The organism is Kaistella chaponensis, assembly GCF_900156725.1.
In the GTDB taxonomy this organism is placed as follows: Bacteria; Bacteroidota; Bacteroidia; order Flavobacteriales; family Weeksellaceae; genus Kaistella; species Kaistella chaponensis.
In genome coordinates this window covers 89978-110198 of the sequence record NZ_FTOI01000006.1, presented here as the reverse complement: position 1 = coordinate 110198, position 20221 = coordinate 89978, and the positions used below count along the sequence as shown (strand labels likewise).

The 20221-nt window shown below is 35.3% G+C and carries 14 protein-coding genes; 9 read left to right on the top strand and 5 right to left on the bottom strand.

The features are described 5' to 3' along the window. Nucleotides 1-94 precede the first annotated feature (94 nt). On the top strand, nt 95-808 hold the full coding sequence (locus BW932_RS07890) for a pirin family protein (RefSeq protein ID WP_076386946.1): 714 nt from the start codon (nt 95-97) through the stop codon (nt 806-808). 109 nt (nt 809-917) lie between these two features. Here BW932_RS07890 and BW932_RS07885 read toward each other — a convergent pair whose 3' ends face one another. After that, nucleotides 918-1829 carry a DUF808 family protein gene (locus BW932_RS07885; RefSeq protein WP_076386945.1) on the bottom strand — a complete coding sequence of 304 codons (912 nt, stop codon included), beginning with the start codon at nt 1827-1829 and terminating at the stop codon, nt 918-920. Nucleotides 1830-2149: 320 nt separating this feature from the next. Here BW932_RS07885 and purM point away from each other — a divergent pair, with 320 nt between their 5' ends. The 5 genes from purM to guaA all read left to right on the top strand — a co-directional run bounded on the left by purM (nt 2150) and on the right by guaA (nt 8621). Then, nucleotides 2150-3139, top strand: coding sequence for a phosphoribosylformylglycinamidine cyclo-ligase (purM, locus tag BW932_RS07875; RefSeq protein ID WP_076386943.1), 990 nt, complete (start codon nt 2150-2152; stop codon nt 3137-3139). A gap of 67 nt (nt 3140-3206) precedes the next feature. Then, nucleotides 3207-3773 (top strand): phosphoribosylglycinamide formyltransferase, encoded by a 567-nt coding sequence (gene purN / locus BW932_RS07870; RefSeq protein ID WP_076386942.1) that lies wholly within the window; start codon nt 3207-3209, stop codon nt 3771-3773. A 178-nt stretch (nt 3774-3951) separates the two neighbouring features. Beyond that, nucleotides 3952-5469 carry a bifunctional phosphoribosylaminoimidazolecarboxamide formyltransferase/IMP cyclohydrolase gene (gene purH, locus BW932_RS07865; RefSeq protein WP_076386941.1) on the top strand — a complete coding sequence of 506 codons (1518 nt, stop codon included), beginning with the start codon at nt 3952-3954 and terminating at the stop codon, nt 5467-5469. Nucleotides 5470-5569: 100 nt separating this feature from the next. Further along, complete coding sequence (purD, locus tag BW932_RS07860) at nt 5570-6808, top strand: phosphoribosylamine--glycine ligase (RefSeq protein WP_076386940.1); 1239 nt, start codon at nt 5570-5572, stop codon at nt 6806-6808. A 283-nt stretch (nt 6809-7091) separates the two neighbouring features. Then, nucleotides 7092-8621, top strand: coding sequence for a glutamine-hydrolyzing GMP synthase (gene guaA / locus BW932_RS07855; RefSeq protein ID WP_076387024.1), 1530 nt, complete (start codon nt 7092-7094; stop codon nt 8619-8621). Between the two features lie 61 nt (nt 8622-8682). Here the strand turns inward: guaA and BW932_RS07850 are convergent, their stop codons facing one another. Further along, nucleotides 8683-10833, bottom strand: coding sequence for an outer membrane beta-barrel family protein (locus BW932_RS07850; RefSeq protein WP_076386939.1), 2151 nt, complete (start codon nt 10831-10833; stop codon nt 8683-8685). Nucleotides 10834-11115: 282 nt separating this feature from the next. Between BW932_RS07850 and BW932_RS07845 the strand changes: the two genes are divergently transcribed. Then, nucleotides 11116-12468, top strand: a complete 1353-nt coding sequence (locus BW932_RS07845; RefSeq protein WP_076386938.1) for a DEAD/DEAH box helicase — start codon at nt 11116-11118, stop codon at nt 12466-12468. A 53-nt stretch (nt 12469-12521) separates the two neighbouring features. Here BW932_RS07845 and BW932_RS07840 read toward each other — a convergent pair whose 3' ends face one another. Next, entirely contained in the window at nt 12522-12968 is a 447-nt protein-coding gene (locus BW932_RS07840; protein ID WP_076386937.1) for a hemerythrin domain-containing protein, read from the bottom strand. A gap of 772 nt (nt 12969-13740) precedes the next feature. Here BW932_RS07840 and BW932_RS07835 point away from each other — a divergent pair. Beyond that, on the top strand, nt 13741-15336 hold the full coding sequence (locus BW932_RS07835; protein ID WP_159436423.1) for a tetratricopeptide repeat protein: 1596 nt from the start codon (nt 13741-13743) through the stop codon (nt 15334-15336). A gap of 59 nt (nt 15337-15395) precedes the next feature. On the opposite strand, the gene ahcY is transcribed toward BW932_RS07835, so the two are convergent. Beyond that, nucleotides 15396-16709: an adenosylhomocysteinase gene (ahcY, locus tag BW932_RS07830; RefSeq protein WP_076386935.1), complete on the bottom strand. Its 1314-nt coding sequence runs from the start codon at nt 16707-16709 to the stop codon at nt 15396-15398. A 142-nt stretch (nt 16710-16851) separates the two neighbouring features. Here ahcY and BW932_RS07825 point away from each other — a divergent pair, with 142 nt between their 5' ends. Beyond that, a complete protein-coding gene (locus BW932_RS07825) occupies nt 16852-17463 on the top strand; it encodes a 4'-phosphopantetheinyl transferase family protein (protein WP_076386934.1) in 612 nt (203 codons plus the stop codon). Here the strand turns inward: BW932_RS07825 and BW932_RS07820 are convergent. After that, nucleotides 17439-19700, bottom strand: a complete 2262-nt coding sequence (locus BW932_RS07820; RefSeq protein WP_076386933.1) for an FUSC family protein — start codon at nt 19698-19700, stop codon at nt 17439-17441. The genes BW932_RS07825 and BW932_RS07820 overlap by 25 nt on opposite strands. Between the last annotated feature and the right edge of the window lie 521 nt (nt 19701-20221).

The window sequence follows — 20221 nt, the reverse complement described above, 5'->3', positions numbered from 1 at the left end:
CAAGGCAGTCAGTTCTTACCCTAAATCAATATTTTTGCATCTTTAAGGTGGTACTTTTGTAAGAGAAAATCGATAATAATTAAATTGAATAAATATGAAAACAGTTTATCACCAAGCAGATTCCAGAGGTTTCGCCGATCACGGTTGGTTGAAATCCCATCACACATTCAGTTTCGCCAATTACCAAAATCCAGAAAGAATGAATTTTGGGGTTTTAAGGGTTTTGAATGATGATCAGGTAGCTTCCGGAATGGGTTTCGGAACGCATCCACATCGTGATATGGAAATTATTTCAATTCCCCTCGAAGGAGTTTTGGAACACAAAGATTCCATGGGAACAACTGCCTTAATCAAGAAAGGCGAAATCCAGGTAATGAGTGCAGGAACCGGCGTGAAGCACAGCGAATACAACAAAAATAAAGATGAAATCGTAAAATTTTTGCAGATTTGGATCATCCCCAATCAAATGAATGTGGAACCGCGTTATGATCAAATCAGCATTAAAGAGGGCGAAAAATTAAATGATTTTCAACAAATCCTTTCTCCAAATCCCGAGGATGAAGGTGTTTGGATTCATCAAAATGCCTGGTTTAATTTAGCAAAATTCGACAACGGAAATTCTAAAGAATATCAGTTGCACGATCCTAAAAACGGCGTCTATATCTTTGTTTTGAAAAGTTCCGCAAAAGTAGGCGACCAAAATTTAGGAACCAGAGACGGATTGGGAACTTGGGAAACCAACCGGTTTACTTTAGAAGCTACCTCAGATTCAGAAATCCTGTTAATGGAAGTTCCGATGGAATTTTAGTAAAGCGGATCATTTAATTCAAAATTGAAAAACGGTAAGAATTTCAGTTGAGAAAATAAGAAAAGCCAGTGGAATAGATCTTCTACTGGCTTTTTTATATCTTTAAATGTTATTTTTTTTTGACGAGTGATAATGCCTTGCTTCCGAGCGTAAAAATAGGAATTGCAATCAGGCCTCCAATAATTCCAGCTAATGCCTCTCTAACGGATGAATTAATGTTTGGAAGAAAATGGTGATGAATCCACTCGATATTATGAACAAAAATTCCGCCTGCAACCAATATTAAAGCAACAGTTCCTACCACTGCTAAACCCTTTATTACCCAAGGTAAAGCATTCACCAGAAAATTACCAACCGACACTAAAAAACCGGTTTCTTTTTTTGATTTTTTAATAATTTTATAACCTGCATCATCCATTCGCACGATTAAGGCGACAATTCCGTAAACTCCAATCGTAGCAATGATCGCAACAATAGAAACGGTCACAATTTCTACAAGTAAAGGACTGAATTGTGATTTTAAATCTTCATAACCTACTTTTGCTGAAGCCAGTGCTATAATTACAATTTCCAGCGATAAAATAAAGTCTGTTGTGACTGCTGATTTGATCTTGGATTTTTCTAGTTCTTCACCATCCTCATCAGTTATAACTGATTCTTCGATCACTTCATGCCCTTTTTTACTTCGGTGAAATATAAATTCGATGATTTTTTCTACACCTTCGTAAGCCAAATAAAATCCCCCGAATATCAAAATGATAGTGATGGCCGGCTCATAAAGCCACTGCAGTAGAAAAACTACGGGAACGATGATGAGTTTATTGATGAATGAGCCTTTCATAATCTTCATCAAGACAGGAATCTCCCGCGATTCCAGAAAACCGGTTGCCTTTTCCGCATTTACTGCAAGGTCATCCCCCAAAATCCCCGCGGTTTTTTGAGTCGCTAATTTCGCAGTCACCGCTACATCATCCATCAAAGCAGCAATATCATCTAAAATTGCAAAAAATCCTGAAGCCATATTGTAAATTTTTAAGTTGCACAAAAATATGCTTTTACTCGAAATTGTAGCCATCGAATTGCAGTAAAAATCAATTTTTGAAAAAACACTTTTGGAAATTCATTTAAAAATCTTATTTTCGCAGAACAAAATTTTTTAAAGTGAAAATGCGAAAATTTAATTCACCCAAAGGAAAATTCCAAAAATATGGAAGTGTAATTTTCGCTGTAAAATAAAGAAAAAGCCGACTATCAGAATGATTGTCGGCTTTTTTATTTTTTATTTGTGAGGCTTTAAAATATGCAAATACAAACAATTCAGATTTTAATTTTTATACAATAATGAGCAATACCTATAAATCAGCTGGAGTTGATAAGGAAGAAGGTTACAAAACAGTCGATAAAATAAAATCCGCTGTTGCCGAAACCCACAATTCAAATGTGCTAAATAACCTCGGAAGTTTCGGAGCTTTTTACGAAATCGCGGGATACAAAAATCCTGTTTTGGTTTCCGGTACTGATGGAGTAGGAACCAAGCTGAAAGTCGCTTTGGATTCCAAAAAATACGATTCTATTGGGGTAGACTGCTTTGCAATGTGTGCAAATGATATTATTTGTCACGGAGCGAAACCTCTGTTTTTCCTCGATTATTTAGCGTGTGGAAAATTAGATGCAGATATCGCTGCAGAAATTGTGATGGGAATGGTGAAAGCCTGCAAAGACAACAACTGTGCATTGATTGGTGGTGAAACCGCAGAAATGCCCGGAATGTACAATCCAGGTGATTATGATGTTGCAGGTTTTTGCGTCGGAATTGTCGAAAAAGACCAAATAATTGATGGTTCAAATATTAAAAAAGGATGTAAAATTATCGCCCTACCAAGTTCCGGATTTCACTCCAATGGTTTTTCATTGGTAAGAAAAATTTTTCCAGATTTCAATGAAGATTTTGAAGGAAAACCACTAAACGAAACACTACTTATTCCAACAAGATTGTATTATCAACCGATTCACAAAATCTTAGAAGAAGTGGAACTTTGTGGAATTGCGCATATTACAGGTGGCGGAATTATCGAAAATATTCCACGAATCATTCCTGAAAATCTTTGTGCAACCATTGAAACTTCCAAAATCAAAATTCCAACCGTAATGCTCGAACTGGAAAAACGCGGAAATATTGATCGAATGGAAATGTACGGAACCTTCAATATGGGAGTGGGAATGGTCGTAGTCGTTGATGAAAAACATGCAGAAAAAGTTCTGAATCTTGTAGAAGATGCCTACGAAATCGGGGAAATTACGGAAGGTCCGGAGAAAATAATTTTAATGTAAAAATTGAGCAATATAGCAATGTACTAATCATTGTTACACTGTTAAATTGATATATTGTTACATTATTATGAAAAATATCGTTGTTTTAGTTTCTGGGGGAGGAACCAATTTGCAAAGAATTATCGACTGTATTGAAAGTGGAGCCATTCAAAATGCGCAGATTTCTTTAGTAATCGCTGATCGTGAATGTTTCGGTTTAGAACGTGCCAAAAAACATGGCATTTCTGCTCAATTAATTCCTAGAGGAAAATCTTTTTCTTCAGATTTAAAAAATATTCTGCCCGAAAATTCAGATTTAATTGTACTTGCAGGATTTCTATCCATATTATCTAAAGATTTTTGCGAATCATTTGAAGGCCAAATTATTAATATTCATCCCGCTTTACTTCCCAAATTTGGCGGAAAAGGAATGTGGGGAAATCACGTTCACAAAGCAGTTTTGGAAGCTCAGGAAAAAGAAAGTGGTGCAACAGTTCATTACGTGACATCCGGAATAGATGAAGGCGAAATCATCCTTCAAAAATCATTTCCAGTAGCAGAAAATGAAACGGTAGAAACTTTAGCCCAAAAAATTCACGAAGTAGAATTTGAAATTTTTCCAAAAGCGATCAACTTGGTTCTAAATAAAGGATAATAACCAAGCCACGAAGTGGCGCTATCAACAGCAAAGGGTGAAGCCCTTTGAAAGTTATCAACAGCAAAGGGTGAAGCCCTTTGAAAGTTATCAACAGCAAAGGGTGAATCCCTTTGACAACATAAAAAAATCCGTTGGTGAAAGAACGGAATCTAATAAAAAGTAAAAAGAAAGAAAAATGTCAAAAAAAAGAGCACTCATCTCCGTTTCCGATAAATCTGGACTCACCGATTTTGCAAAATTTTTAGAAGAAAAAAATTATGAATTGATTTCCACTGGTGGAACTTTTAAACATTTAAAAGAAGCCGGTTTAAATCCAATTCAAATCGATGAAATCACCGATTTCCCAGAAATGTTAGATGGTCGCGTGAAAACTTTGCATCCAAAAGTTCACGGTGGTTTACTCGCCGTTCGTACGAATGAGGAACACATGAAAACCGTGCAGAATCACGAAATAGGTTTGATCGATATGGTGATTGTTAATTTATATCCCTTTTTCGAAAATGCAAACTCCGATATTTCTCTAGATGAAAAAGTAGAATTTATCGATATTGGTGGACCATCCATGTTGCGTTCTGGTGCAAAAAATTACAATTCGGTGACCGTCATTACCGATGTTGAAGATTATGCAAAAGTTCAACAGGAAATTACAGAAACAGGGGAAACGACTTTAGAAACCAGAAAGAAATTGGCAGGAAAAGTCTTTAACCTAACTTCAGCGTATGATGCTGCGATTTCAAAAATGCTTTTAGATGAAGAATATCCACACTATTTGAATGCTTCTTACAAGAAAGTTTCTGACCTCCGATATGGTGAAAACCCGCATCAAACTGCAGCTTATTATGTTTCCACGACAGATAACGGTGCAATGAAAGATTTCGAAATTTTGGGCGGAAAAGAATTGTCCTTCAACAATCTTCGGGATATGGATCTATGTTGGAAAGTTGTTCAGGAATTCAAAGAAGAAATGGCGTGTTGCGCTGTAAAACATTCTACACCATGCGGAGTTGCCGTAGGAACAACCGCCGTAGAAACCTATAAAAAAACCTTCGAATGTGATCCTGTTTCCATCTTTGGCGGAATTATTGGAATGAATTTTAAAGTAGATGCAGGAACTGCGGAAGAATTGAATAAAACCTTTTTGGAAATCGTGATGGCTCCAGATTTTGAGGATGAAGCCTTAGAAATTTTAAGAAAAAAGAAAAATCTAAGAATCATTAAAATCAAAAATCCTGTTTCTGATCAACAGACTTGGGTTAAAGTAGATGGTGGAATTTTGGTTCAGGATAATGACAATATCTTTTCAGAAAAAATAGAAACGGTGACTGTTTTCAAGCCTTTTCAAGAACAGGAAAAAGCACTTTTATTTGCACAGCGCGTTGTAAAATATGTGAAATCGAATGCGATTGTTGTTTCAAATGGGTACCAAGCTTTAGGAATTGGTGGCGGACAGGTGAACCGAATTTGGGCAACAGAACACGCCGTAGAAAGAGCGAAAGAGAAATTTTCCGGGGATTTGGTTTTGGCTTCAGATGCGTTTTTCCCGTTTCGAGATGTGGTCGATTTTTGCGCAAAAGAAGGCATCAAAGCAATCATTCAACCTGGTGGAAGTATGCGCGATGAAGAAAGCATCGAAGCTGCAAACGAACACGGAATTCCCATGATGTTCACCGGAATACGCCATTTCCTGCATTGATTTGCCATTCAACAATAAATTAGGAAACTTTCTGTAAACTAAATTTGAAATCCATTTACAAATTAGTAATTTTGTAAAACACTAAACAAGCAAACTAAAAATGAAAATATTAATCGTAGGTAACGGCGCAAGAGAATCTGCAATCGCAATGAAATTGCAGGGCGACAGTAGAATTTCGAAAATGTATTTCGCAAATGGAAATGCAACCACCGCCAAACTTGGTCAAAATGTATATGAGAAAAGTGTAGTCGCTTTACGGAATTTTGCCCTCAAAGAAAGAATAGATCTTACCATTGTTGGTCCAGAAGCTCCTTTGGTAGAAGGAATCGTGGATGATTTTAAAGAACACGGACTGAAAATTTTCGGTCCTCGAAAAAGAACTGCAGAATTGGAAGGAAGCAAGGCTTTCTCCAAAAAATTCATGCAGACCAATAACATCAAAACCGCAAAAGCCGTAGTTTTCGATGCTTATCAGGATGCGATGGATTATGTAAAAACTCAGAAATTTCCCCTCGTTATCAAAGCAAGTGGTCTTGCTGGTGGAAAAGGAGTAGTCATTGCGACGGATTTAGCCGAAGCTGAATTAACCATTCACCGATTTATGATCGAAAGAATTTATGGCGACGCCGGAATTCAGTTGGTCATCGAAGAATATTTACGAGGTTTTGAAGCTTCCATCATCGCTTTTGCCAACGGTAAAAAACTTTTCCCGTGCATTCCCGTAAAAGATTATAAAAAAGTCGGAAATGGCGACAAAGGTCCAAACACCGGTGGAATGGGAAGTGTAGCTCCAAGTCCAGAATTTACAACAGCTCATTACAATGATTTCGAAGAAAATATTTTAGCTCCAACTTTAGCAGGATTAGAGCGTGCCGGAATTCATTTCAAAGGATTTATTTTCTTTGGTTTAATGGTAACCAACGACGGAACTTACCTTCTCGAGTACAACATGAGATTGGGCGATCCCGAAACTCAGGTGATTTTGCCTTTGATGGAAAATAATCTGCTCGACGTTATTTTGGATTGCTTAGAAGGAAAAGAAATAGACCTGAAATTTAAAGACGAAAAAGCAGTTTGTCTCGTAATGTGTTCCGGCGGTTATCCGCGGCAAATTGAAACCGGATTTGAGATCAAAAATCTAGATAAAGTAAAAGACAGCCAGATTCTTTTTGCAGGTGCAAGCAATTCCGGAGATGCAATTGTAACATCCGGCGGTCGCGTTTTAAGCGTCGTAGCAACAGGCGATACATTCGAAAATGCTCGAAAAAAAGTGTATGACGATGCATTGAAAATTCAATTCGATTACGCGTTTTACAGAGAAGACATCGGTAAATTCTAAAAATAAAAAGGGCGTGATTTTTACGTCTTTTTTTTTAATTTTTTTTTGAAGCTTAATCCTGCTCTCCGCTGTATCTTTTTTGCCAGAAAATCATTGCAAAGAACAAAGCAATCTCATGGCAAAAAAGGATGCCGCTGCGATCAGGGCTAGAAATTTTGGTCTAAAACCCATTTTTTTTTCAAAAAGACAGCCGAGAACAATACAGAAAGAGCCAAGAAAACAAAAGAAATATTTGCCACCCAATCTCTTCACTTATCATCCATCACTCATTAATCATAATACAATGCAAAAAGGCATCATCATCCTCGACTTTGGTTCTCAATACAATCAATTAATCGCCAGAAGAATACGAGAACATGGCGTATATTCAGAAGTAATTCCTTTCAACACACCTGTAGAAGAAATTGTGGCAAAAAATCCATCGGGAATCATACTTTCTGGTGGACCAAGTTCTGTGAACGCAGAAAATGCGCATCTTGTAGAAAAATCTTTGCTCGAAAAAAACATTCCCATTTTAGGAATTTGTTACGGGATGCAACTCATCACTCATTTATTGGGAGGAACCGTAAAAAAAGGAATCAAAGGAGAATACGGAAAAGCACAACTTGAAATTCAAAAATCCAATGATTTGCTTTCTGGCGTTAGTCGCAATTCCACTGTTTGGATGAGCCATTTCGATGAAGTAGAAAGCCTTCCCGAAGGATTTAATATCAATGGAATGACCGATGTTATTTCTGCGATTTCCAATGAATCCAAGCATATTTATTGCGTTCAATTTCATCCGGAAGTTTCCCACACCGAAGAAGGCGCAAAAATGCTTGAAAATTTTATATTCAAAATCTGCGATGCTCCAAAAAGCTGGAAACTCACCAATTATATTGATGAAACCATTGCAGATATCAAAGCAAAAGTGGGACAACAAAAAGTGATTTTAGGACTTTCGGGCGGTGTAGATTCTTCCGTTGCGGCAGTTTTAATTCACAGAGCAATCGGCGATCAGTTGCAGTGTATCTTTGTAGATACAGGACTTCTGAGAAAAGATGAAGGTAATAAAGTGATGGAGAATTACGGCGAACATTTTAATTTGAAAATTAAAATGATCGATGCTTCCGAAAGATTTTTATCCAAATTAAAAGATATTTCAGATCCTGAAGAAAAAAGAAAAATTATTGGGAATGAATTTGTCGCAGTTTTCGATGAAGAATCTCACAAAATTGAGGGCGCGAAATTTTTAGCACAAGGAACCATTTATCCAGATGTGATAGAAAGTCAATCTGTAAAAGGACCTTCTGCGGTTATAAAATCTCATCACAATGTAGGTGGACTTCCCGAAGAAATGGATTTTGAATTGTTGGAACCTTTGCGAGAATTGTTCAAAGATGAGGTTAGAAAAGTAGGAGTGGAGTTGGGAATTCCGGCTCACTTAGTCAACCGACATCCTTTTCCTGGTCCAGGTTTAGGAATCAGAATTCTCGGCGCGGTTGATGAAGATAAAGTGAGAATTTTACAAGAAGCCGATGATATTTTCATCGAAGAATTATACAAAAATGATTTGTACGAAAAAGTTTCGCAAGCGTTCGTCGTTTTGCTTCCTGTGAAATCTGTCGGAGTAATGGGCGACGAAAGAACCTACGAATATACCGCCGTAGTTCGTTCTGCAAATACAACTGATTTTATGACGGCAACTTGGAGCCGACTTCCGTACGAGTTTTTAGATACTGTTTCCAGCAGAATCATCAACGAAGTTCGCGGAATCAATCGGGTTGCTTATGATATTTCGAGCAAACCACCTGCAACGATCGAGTGGGAGTAATCATTATAAATGAAAAGTATAAAAAAAGGAAGTAGCTCAATTCTACTTCCTTTTTTTTTGATTATTTTCCGCCACCGCTCTCTTTTTCAACTTCGGTTTTCGTATTTTCTTTTACTTTTTGATTACCGAAACGTTTCACTATGGAAAAAGAAAACCCATGATAATCGAGTTCCGACTTGGTTCTAAAAGTTCCGATCGGCGCATAAGTCGTATTGTCAAATTTTAGTTTGGCAAATGGATTTACCAATCTTAAAGTGGTTTCTAAACCGAGCTCTTTAAAAATTTTGGTGACCGACATATTATGGAAAACATTCGGTTTGTTATTGAAGGTATTTCCATTGTTTTCGGAAAAAACACCAATCCACGCATTGAAATTGATGTCTTTGTTGAATAGATTGGTGTAGGAAATATTAGATGAACCATTGAAATTGGTAATGTAATTTTCGATCTCCAGATTATTTCTTTGATTAAAATTACTGTTATCGCTGTAATTAAGACCAAAATTCAAGTTTACGCTCAGTTTATTTTTTAAAAAAGATTGATTCGTATTGAAATTTAAGGAATATCGCTCCGATTTTCCATTAAAATTCGCAGGCATTGAAATTGTGTTTCCGTTTTCAATGATATAACTATCCCAATAATCCTGATCCGTAAATGAATAATTGGCAGAAATAAAATATTTTTTAAAGAGTCCCAGTTTCAACCCAACTCGATCGCTTGGATTCGGTTGAAGATCCAAATTTCCGCGGTAAAAATTACCATCATCATTGGGTAATAAAAAAGGATTAAACTCCGAATACCACGGTCGCCACAAATTGTGATTGTATGTTGCGCTTACAGTGTAATTTTCAGAGAAGGAATATTTTAACAATAAACTAGGAAGAAAAGTTCCATAAGAATCTGTTTTTTCAACGTTACCGACAGTTTGTCTGATTTTAAAATGAATAGATTCATATCTTAATCCAATTCTCGTTTCTAATTTTTTGAAAAAAGTTTTTGAAAAATTCACATATAGCGCGTTGAGATTTTCGGTGTAATGAAAATCGTTGCTTCTGTTTCCGTCAAAAATAAATTCGTTATCGGTTAGATTAGAATATTGGTAGGGAATTGCATTGTTTCGAAAATCCATTTTTCCGCCACCTTCAAAAGCGATATTCGATTTCCCGAGGTTTTGCGAATAGTCAGCTTTCAGGTAATATTCTCTGTTTTCATTATTGGCAATAATTCGGTTTCCTGTGGGAATTGGATTGTTGCTAAAATAGAGAATATGATCATTCGTATCTGCAGTGGAATCGTAATTGAATCCGGCGTTGATATCTAAAATTTTATTTTTTTCTTTATCATAATATTTGTAAAAAATATTATTTCCAAGGTTGCGATTGTACCCACTTAGATTTTGATCCTGCAAATACGAATATTGTATACTATTATTGATGGAGTTGTTCGCTATTGTGTTAGAAAAAGTATTCCTGTTGTTTTGGGCAAATTCTAAAATTAAACCAATGGTGTTTTTTTCGTCAAGTTCTAATTCTGAAGCCGAAGAAAAGGAAGGCATTTTTCCTAATTCAGTACTTTCTGTATCAATTTTGGTTACGGCATTTGAAGCGTAAAGCAAATTTTCACTTTCGTTTTTAGAAATCCGGGAGTTGTCGTTATAACTTCCTGTCAATGACTGTGTAAAACTTCTTTTATGATAATTAATATTGAGATTAGAATATTGTGAATTTTTAGCGTTCTGTGAATTGTTGAATGTTGCACTACCTTTTATTCCCTCATTCGTAAGCTTTTTCAGTACGATATTAATCACTTCACCGGTGGTTTCATATTTCGCGGAAGGACTTGTAATGACCTCAATTTTCAGAAGATTTTCGGCGGGAATCGTTTGTAAATATTCCTTTAATTCTTTGCCGGTAAAAATCGATTTTCGATCATTAATATAAACCGTTACACTTTCGCCTTCAGCTTTTACCACATCATTACTATCGATACTTACCAATGGCGTCATTCGAAGCACGTCCCAAGTAGTGTTTCCCGCAAGGATAGAGCTGTTCGCAACATTGAAAACAGTTCTGTCTGCTTTACTTTCTACCGTAGGTTTTTTGCCGATTACTACTACTTCTTCAATGTTTTTTTGCTTAATGTTGTCTTGTTTCGCTTGTGCGGTAAAAAAACCGGAACAAAAAAGCGCGACCGTAAAAGATACTATTTTCATGCTATAATTTATATTTTAGTAAGACGGCGCAAAACACCGTTTCTGTTTTTATAAGTATGCTTTGTGACCTAAAAGTTACTGTTCAAATTGTTTTCATTGAAAATAAATTTGTATTTCAGGATTTTTGCGAGGAACTTTTTTGATGGTTTTGAATCTGTTAAGAAGAGTTCTGTTTGACCTTTCGTAAGCAGTAAAAAGCAATGTGAGAGGCTGAAAAACTTATTTCTCATTCATCGAAAAGACATCATATTAAAATCCTATCAAAAAAACTATCTTTGCAAAATGGAAAAAACCACTTTTGCAGATTTTAATTTACCAGTAAAAATTCTCGATGTTTTAGCAGATTCAAATTTGTTTGAACCAACTCCTATTCAGGAAAAAAGTTTAGGACCGATTCTCTCAGGTCGCGACGTGATGGGAATTGCTCAAACCGGAACGGGTAAAACTCTGGCGTATTTGTTACCTGTATTAAAAAATTGGAAATACAACAAATCAGGAAATCCTACCGTTTTAATTCTTGTTCCAACACGAGAACTGGTGGTGCAGGTTGCAGGAATTGTAGAGAATTTAACACAAAATATTACCGCAAGAGTAATCGGAATCTACGGTGGAAAAAACATTAAAACTCAGAAATTACTTTTTAATGAAGGTTGCGATATCTTAGTCGGAACTCCTGGAAGAGTAATGGATTTAGCGATTGACAATGCCATTTCTCTGAAAGAAGTAAATAAATTAATCATCGACGAGTTTGATGAAATGCTGAATTTAGGTTTCAAAGCACAATTGACGCATATTTTTCAAATGATGAAGGAGAAAAGACAGAATATTCTTTTCTCTGCGACCATGACTGAAGCAGTTGATTCTTTATTATATGAATATTTTTCCGGCCCGTTGGAAATTTCTCTCGCAAAATCGGGAACTCCCTTAGAAAAAATAGAACAGTTTGCGTACAAAGTTGAAAACTTTAACACCAAAATTAATTTACTTGAAAATTTACTGAAAACGGATTTAGATTTTTCGAAAGTATTAATTTTCTGTAATAATAAGCGACACGCCGATTTACTGTACACCAAAATTGAAGAACTTTTCCCTGATCAGTTTGATGTCATTCACTCCAATAAATCGCAGAATTATCGATTGAATGCCATGCGAAGTTTCGAGAATCAAAAAGTTCGCGGATTGATAACAACCGATATTATGGCGAGAGGTTTGGATATTTCAGATATTACTCACGTTATCAATTTCGAAATCCCTGAAGTTCCGGAACAATACATCCACCGAATTGGTAGAACAGGAAGAGCCGATAAAAACGGAATCGCTGTTTCATTTGTGACCAGAACTGAAGAAGCGCAATTGTTTGATATTGAACTTTTGATGGATCGGTCATTACTGATCAAAGAATTCCCAGCGGAAGTTAAGATTAACAGAGTGAAAATTGCTTCTGAAAAAGATGAGGTTGTAATGAAAAACGCTAATGTGATTAAGCTGGAAGAAGGTGGCGGTGCTTTTCACGAAAAAAAGGACAAGAACAAAAAAGAAAACTGGGGCGGTCCACATGCGAGAAAACTTCCGAAAAAAATTGGAGCCAATCGCGCGCAGGAAAAAGCAAAATCCAAAGCCAAAAGAAAAAAATAAAAATAATCCGGAATTTCCTTCCGGATTATTTAGTTAAATGATCGTGGTAATTTCTATTTCCAAAACAAATCGTCGTATTCTGGTTCTTTCAATTCGGGATGATTCAGGTTTAAAATAGCTTCCAATTGTTCATCTGTCGCCTGCTTTTCTATTTCAGGGAAAATTACCCTTTCTTCTGTTCGAATATGAAGCTCGAGCAATGCCCGAAAAGTTTCTATTTCCTCAGGTTTTTTAAAGCCATTTTGTACCATTTTTCGAAAGATTTGATGTTGTGTTACCGCCTCTGAAATTAAGGGATGATCATTGCCCAAAATTTTAAATATAGATTCTTCTTCTTCCGCAAAATGGTCTTTTAAATTGGTGCTGTAAAACAGGCGAATGTATTTTTCCATCCTTTCCACGGCAATTTCTTTTTTCAAGCCTTCTTTTAATTTCCAACAAAGCAATAACCCAAAGTGATGGTCGCGGCTGAGTTGTACTAAAGCATCATGTCTTTTCATAATTTTCTATTAAATGGGATTGAATTTTTGGTGTTTTCTATTCATTCGAACGGTTTTACGTGAATTATTTGATTTCCTATGAAAAGCAGTGTCTTTCGGTTCAATCAAAAATTTTTTTTCTCGTTTGGCGATTTCACCTTGTCTGAAAACCACAATGGGTTTTTATAACTGATAATGTAATTTTCGTTCGTCCTTGTAAATTTACGAATTTGAGCGTGGTTCTGTTCTTTAAAATTTTAAAAAAGAAACTCCTTGAACTTTTTTAGTTAAAGGAGTTATTCATTTGTGTTTTTAGAACTCAACGAAACTTCGCATTTTGATTTAAGTTCCGTTTTCTATTTTTTTTCAAATCAAAAGTAATTGAAATGGTCAAATAAATCAGTTTCATAGGGTGGACAAAAGGTGGACAAATTCTAAAACCATTTTTAATACGGCGTTTTCTAAGTTGTATTTTTTGAAAATCAGCAAATATTAAAGTAATCATTTCATTTATTTATTTTCAGTTCTAGGATTTTTATTCATGAAGAAATCAGACCATTCGCTTTGTTTTTGCTGTAAACATAATTATATATGATGGTATTATTCACAATTATCAATTTTTTTTATATCTTCATGCATAATTTTGTTTTAAAGGTTAATGCGAATAAAATATTTATATAGGGTATTTTTTTTACTTTCTGCTTTTTCTTTTCAGGCACAGCAGTTTCAGTTGAATACAGCTAAGAATAATATTTCCAATTGGGAGCGAATCTTATCACCAAGAAATTTTTTGGTGAAAGATACTGTTGCGATTAAAAGCATTATAAAACCTCTTCAGAAGCGCAATTCAGATTCCGATAAAGTCTTGTATCATCTCTTGCTTGCAAATGCACATGCGAAAGCTTACGACCGAATTAATGATAAAAGCAATCATCATTTTTCCAAATCTATTCAATATGGTCAAAAATTAGATGATAAAGCACTCGAAATTTGGGCTACACTTTGTTATGCCGAATATTTTTACAATTACAGGCACATGACGAAAGCTTTTCCTTTTTTTGCCACCGCTATTGAAAAAATTGATCAAAGTGATCCAGCAAAACTTATATTTCCTGGGAAATCTTTTACTAAAATTGGTTTTTATTTGGGAACGATTGGCAATAAAAAGGAAGCGGTCAACTATTTGAAAAAGGCCATTAAATACACCAATCACGATACGTCTGAATATGCGATGATCAGTGATAATTTGGGATATTACTATTTGCAGTTGGGAGATTTAGTCAATGCCCGAAAAAATTTTGATAAAGCTTCTGAAGTAGCGAAATCTGTAGGAGATAGTGTTCGGTATGCAAAAGCGATCGGTAATTTAGGACTGATCTATGAAAAAAATCAAGATTACCCACGTGCAATTGAATTGCTGCAGAAGGATATTCAAATTTCTGAGCGCTTTCAAGCTGAGCAAAACACCATGTTTGCGTACACGGTTCTGGCAAGATTATTTATTGCGAATAACCAGGTTTTGGAAGCCGATGAAGCGTTAAAAAAAGCCGATTTCATCGCAAAATCGAAACCTTACTTTAAGACGAATGAACTTGAAATTTTAAAACTGAAATTACAAATCATCTATAAGCAAAATAATGGCGGTGATGAACTTGGAGTCCGAAGACGTATTGGGATTTTAGAAGATTCGTTGAGCAAAACCGATGGAGTTTTGCCACTCAATCAGGCGAATTGGATGCTGCAAAAAAGAAATTATCAGCAAAATATTGCTTCCGCCAAACAACAACTTGTAAAAGAATCTTTTATTAAAAATTTAGTTTTTGTCACCTCAGTCTTATTAATTTTACTGGTGATAACTGTTGTTTTTTATGCGAAAAAAAGGGAGAAATTACGGCAAGGTCAAAATGATAGTCGAATAAAAGAATACGAAAAAACCAATGTGCGCAACGAACAAAAACTTGCCGATGCTCATAGAACTTTAGATTCACAAATTGATTTTTTAAAACGAAAAAATACTCAGATCCAAAAACTACATCTTGAAATTGAAAAGATAAAAAACACCGAATTACCATCGGGCGAGAAAGAACATCGAAAACTTGATGCTTTGCTGCAATCTCATTTGATGACGGAGGAAAACTGGCGCAATTTTAAAAGCGAATTCCAGCGGGAACATTCCGATTTTTACGATAATTTGATGGAGAATTTTCCCGAAATCACTGCTTCGAATTTGCGGATCATTTTGCTTCAAAAATTAGGATTTTCGAACGCTGATATTTCTGGATTGCTAGGAATTACTGTCGAGGCAGTAAAGAAATCCAAGCAAAGATTGAAGAGAAAACTGGGCGACAAGTATGATCTTTTGTTTCAATTGATTGCTGTAGAAAACTAAAAAAAACGCTCTGAAATTTTCAGAGCGTTTTGCATTTATTGATCCGAAATAATATTCGATTAATATCTGTAATATTCTGGTTTGAAAGGACCTTCAACTGGAACACCAATGTATTTTGCTTGATCTTCTGATAAAGTTTCTAATTCAACTCCTAATTTTTTAAGGTGCAAAAATGCTACTTTTTCATCTAAATGTTTTGGCAACATATACACTTCATTTCCGTAAGCTGCTGCATTTGTCCAAAGTTCAATTTGAGCTAAAGTTTGGTTGGCAAATGAGTTACTCATTACAAAACTTGGGTGTCCTGTTGCACAACCTAAATTTACCAAACGACCTTCTGCTAAAATGATGATTTCTTTACCATCGATATTGTAAACATCAACTTGTGGTTTTACTTCATATTTGGTGCTACCATAATTTTCGTTTAACCAAGCCATATCCAACTCATTATCGAAGTGACCGATGTTACAAACAACGGTTTTATCTTTCATTTTTTTGAAGTCTTCACCTTTAACGATATTATAATTTCCGGTAGTTGTAATTACGATATCTGCATTTTCAACTACAGTGCTTAATTTTTTAACTTCAAATCCGTCCATTGCAGCTTGTAATGCACAAATTGGATCGATTTCTGTAACAGTAACGATAGATCCGGCTCCTTTGAAAGAAGCTGCAGTTCCTTTACCTACATCACCGTAACCACAAACTACGACTCTTTTTCCAGCCAACATTAAATCTGTTGCTCTTCTCACTGCATCTACTGCAGATTCTCTACAACCGTATTTGTTATCGAATTTTGATTTTGTAACTGAATCATTTACGTTGATTGCAGGCATTACCAAAGTTCCGTTTGCCATTCTTTCGTACAATCTGTGAACTCCTGTTGTAGTTTCTTCAGAAAGTCCTTTGATTCCAGCTGTTAATTCTGGATATTTATCGAAAACCAAGTTGGTCAAATCACCACCATCATCTAAAATTAAATTTAATGGTTTTCTGTCTTCACCGAAAAATACGGTTTGTTCGATACACCATTCAAATTCTTCTTCAGTCATTCCTTTCCAAGCATAAACTGGGATTCCTGCTGCTGCAATTGCTGCTGCTGCGTGGTCTTGTGTAGAGAAAATGTTACAAGAAGACCAAGTAACATCTGCGCCAAGTGCAACCAAAGTCTCAATTAAAACTGCAGTTTGAATCGTCATGTGAAGACAACCCGCAATTCTTGCTCCTTTCAATGGTTGAGATGGACCGTATTCTTCACGAATCGCCATCAAACCAGGCATTTCTGCTTCAGCTAGATTAATTTCTTTTCTTCCAAATTCTGCTAATGACATGTCCTTCACTTTGTAAGGAACGTATTGTGTTGTAATTTCCATGTGTTTAAATAAACTTTTTGCAAATGTACGAAATACCTTTCTTTCTCTCAAAAGAGATTTAGAAATACTTATTATTACTTAAAGCTATGAAGTTGCATGAGTTTTTTTTGAAATTGCTTACTTTTACCCTATAATTTTTTTGATGCCACTTTATAGAGATTTTTCAGATAATAAAGCAACGATTCTTCTTTGGAAATACGATGAGAAGGAAGAATTGAATTCTCAGTTTCTTGTAGAAGCAGAGAATTATGAAAAGATCAAAGATTACCATCCAACCAAATTGAAAGAACTTCTTTTGGTTCGCAAAATTCTGAAATCTGTTTTACCTGATCACAAAATTTTATACCGCGATCGAGAACCTTTTTTGTTTCCGCAAGATTTTGAAATTTCGGTGACGCATTCTTTTCCGTATGTAGCTTTGGCGATTTCTAAAAGTAAAATTGGGATCGATATTGAACCTTTTAACCCTAAAATTAAAAGAATTCAACATAAATTTTTAAATGAAGATGAGGCGCATTTTATAGAAAAGGAAAAAGAAGTCGCGTATTTAACGGTGATCTGGTCTTTGAAAGAGAGTCTTTACAAAATTCATCATTCCAATTATTGGTCGCTGAAAAAACATTATGAAGTAAAACCATTTCATTTGGATTTTCCTTTCAATATTCAATGCAGAGTTCATGATGAGAAGGTTTCTGATTTGTTTAATGCGCGCGTAGAATTCTTTGAGAATTACTGTTTCACCATTGTTGATTGAGTTTCGGGTTCCAGTTTTTCTGCGCCTTTTCTTTGTTCTTTCGCAACATCATAGATCAGTTCCAAAATTTCCTGTAAGTTTTTCAACTCTGTTAAATGCGTAATTCTATTCGGATCGCGCAGGTTGGAAATTTCGCTTTCTGTGATTTCTTTTTTTCGAATTTCCATTAATTTTTGTACAGAATCTGCCGGTTGTAGTGCACTTTCTTCTCTAATGTTTTCATGGAATTTTTTTTGCTCCAAAATCAAACTTGTTCGCAATAATTCGGCAGAAATTTTCCGGTTCCAACTTTCAAAGTCGATTTCCGGATATTTTTTTGCAGATTTTGAATATTGGGAGAATGAAGCAATATAAGCAGTGATCAGATGTGAGGTGTTCACAAATTGGTGGATGTTTTCGAGTTTTTTTTGTTGATTTTTAGGATCAGAGATCATGCGCTGAAAATTGTCTGAAAGATTCGCAAGATCAATGATTGCATCTTTTCTTTTCAGTTTATACTCTTCGATGATGATCTTTTCAGCACTAAAGAAATCCATAACCGCATTGAAATATCTTAAATTGCTTTTCGCAGCTTTTTTCATCAAATCTAAATTCTGTGTATGTTCCCAAACGGGTAAAATAAAGTATGAAACGCCAAATGCAACCAATCCGCCAATAGCTGTATCGAAAATTCGGTCTTTGAAAATCATGTTTACATTTCCCGGATTCAGAAAGTTGAAACTTAAGAAGATATAAATGGTCATAAAAAATACGGCCCAAAAATAATTCGCTTTTAAAAAACTGAAACATAAAATCATGTTCAACATTAGAAGCGCAAAAAGTATCGTACCGTTTGAAATCCCTAATAAAAGCAGATATGCAACGATGGCTCCGGCAAAAGTTCCATACAATCGTAAAAGATTTCGGTGTTTCGTCGTAGAATATGCAGGTCGCATGATCGCAACAATCGTAATTAAAATCCAGTAAGAGTGACCGATGCCAAGAAATTCTAATTTAGAAAATAAATATCCGATTAATAACGCCAAAACAATTCGAACCGAATGTCGGAAGTGCGATGACTTCAGCGAAAAGTTGTTCCAGAGAACTTTTACATTTAATTTTTGAGTGTTGGGTAAAAATTTCTCTAAATCTAATCCGGTGGAGAGACTTTTTGCCAATTTTTGATCTTGACTGAAAACTTTATAAATGGTTTTAATTTCTTCTGAAATGTCTGTAATTCTAACCAAAATTAGGCGCATAATCATAAAATTCTCCAAATTATCGGAGTTCATTTTCTGATTTCGAAGGTCGAAATAATCTTGAAATACGGCGTGAAGTTCTTCTTCGATGTTTAATATTGGTTTTGCTTTGGTACCGCTTTGCAATGCAATGCCAATATTGCTCAGCTCCGCGGAAAGTTTTTCCAGATATTCACTGATTATTTTCAGAAAACCGGTGTCGCCAAAACTCTCTTGAATTTTTTTGTAATCACTGTCGGAAGTCATTAATTTCTCATGCAGGTCGATGGAATTGAGAAACATCAACATTAATAATCTGCTTGTTGTGGTAGATTCATTAACGATTTTACGTGTCTTGAAAACCGTTTCCCGAGTTTCTTCCTGAAGATTTTTAATTTTGATTTGCTCGGCAATCACTTCCGAATATAGCGTAGGGAATTCTGGTTTATCGAGGTAAAATTTCGATTTAATTTTAAGATAATCTGCGAGCAACAAATAATTTTCGCCAATCATTTGTCCGGCTAACTTGTACGGCTGAATGGTGGAAACGACCAGAAAAATAAGCAAATAACAGATAGATCCTGCTAGAAATATGAGGGAACTTTTTATGATATCGGTTCCTGTTAAATGACCATCAATAAAGATGGCTAAAACGACGAGTGATAAAGAACCAACTGCGGCAAATCTTTGTCCGTAAACACCTATGATTGAAAAGAACAATCCAAAAACCACAATTTCCACATAAATTAATGGCGGATAATCTTTGATAATACTTGCAATAAGAGCCACGAAAAAGAAGCAAACAATGGCGAGGATGAGTGAGTTTCTTCGGCGCACAAATGGTCCTGGTTGATCTGTTAATCCCACAAAACTAGTTGCGAGAGGGAAGAGGAAGAATTCTTTGAGTATTCCAAAATACGCGAAAATGACACTCGGAACTACAATTGCCAATGTAATTCGCACTGCCGAAAAGATGTATTGGCTGGTTGCAAATTTTTTAAATTCTGTGGCGTAATTCATGGTGTAAATTTAAGAGTTTATTGTTTAGTACATGACAATTTTTTAAACCACAAAAGCTACAATAGTTTTTTTTCAAAAAAGTGTAATGCAAAAATATTCTTTTGTAGAGAATACTAAAACTATTAAAAGTTAAGATTCTGTATTATTTTAAAATTAGAATTCACCAAGTAGTTGCAGGTATTCAATTATAAATTAAAGGCATTAACTTGATAATCGAAACCATTCAATCAAATGATGTAACTATGAAATTGGTGGTCTAAAGTATTAAATCAATGGTTGGAACTATTCAATCAAAGGTTGTAGCGATTAAATTGATAGTCAAAAGCATTAAATTGATGGTCGAAAGCATTAAATTGATAGTCGGAACAATTAACTCAAATGTTGTAACCATTATATTGATAGTCGAAACTATTAAATCAAAGGTTGTAATCATTAAAGTAGAGGTCGAAAGCATTAAGTTGATGGTCGAAACTGTATAAACAGGCTCTAAAGTTTATTGTATAAAAAAAGTCTCAATTTCT

What these genes read in the sequence shown, in the direction of transcription:
- BW932_RS07890 (WP_076386946.1), top strand. Translation starts at nt 95, where the DNA reads ATGAAAACAGTTTATCACCAAGCAGATTCCAGAGGTTTCGCCGATCAC.
- BW932_RS07885 (WP_076386945.1), bottom strand. Translation starts at nt 1,829, where the DNA reads ATGGCTTCAGGATTTTTTGCAATTTTAGATGATATTGCTGCTTTGATG.
- purM (WP_076386943.1), top strand. Translation starts at nt 2,150, where the DNA reads ATGAGCAATACCTATAAATCAGCTGGAGTTGATAAGGAAGAAGGTTAC.
- purN (WP_076386942.1), top strand. Translation starts at nt 3,207, where the DNA reads ATGAAAAATATCGTTGTTTTAGTTTCTGGGGGAGGAACCAATTTGCAA.
- purH (WP_076386941.1), top strand. Translation starts at nt 3,952, where the DNA reads ATGTCAAAAAAAAGAGCACTCATCTCCGTTTCCGATAAATCTGGACTC.
- purD (WP_076386940.1), top strand. Translation starts at nt 5,570, where the DNA reads ATGAAAATATTAATCGTAGGTAACGGCGCAAGAGAATCTGCAATCGCA.
- guaA (WP_076387024.1), top strand. Translation starts at nt 7,092, where the DNA reads ATGCAAAAAGGCATCATCATCCTCGACTTTGGTTCTCAATACAATCAA.
- BW932_RS07850 (WP_076386939.1), bottom strand. Translation starts at nt 10,833, where the DNA reads ATGAAAATAGTATCTTTTACGGTCGCGCTTTTTTGTTCCGGTTTTTTT.
- BW932_RS07845 (WP_076386938.1), top strand. Translation starts at nt 11,116, where the DNA reads ATGGAAAAAACCACTTTTGCAGATTTTAATTTACCAGTAAAAATTCTC.
- BW932_RS07840 (WP_076386937.1), bottom strand. Translation starts at nt 12,968, where the DNA reads ATGAAAAGACATGATGCTTTAGTACAACTCAGCCGCGACCATCACTTT.
- ahcY (WP_076386935.1), bottom strand. Translation starts at nt 16,709, where the DNA reads ATGGAAATTACAACACAATACGTTCCTTACAAAGTGAAGGACATGTCA.
- BW932_RS07825 (WP_076386934.1), top strand. Translation starts at nt 16,852, where the DNA reads ATGCCACTTTATAGAGATTTTTCAGATAATAAAGCAACGATTCTTCTT.
- BW932_RS07820 (WP_076386933.1), bottom strand. Translation starts at nt 19,700, where the DNA reads ATGAATTACGCCACAGAATTTAAAAAATTTGCAACCAGCCAATACATC.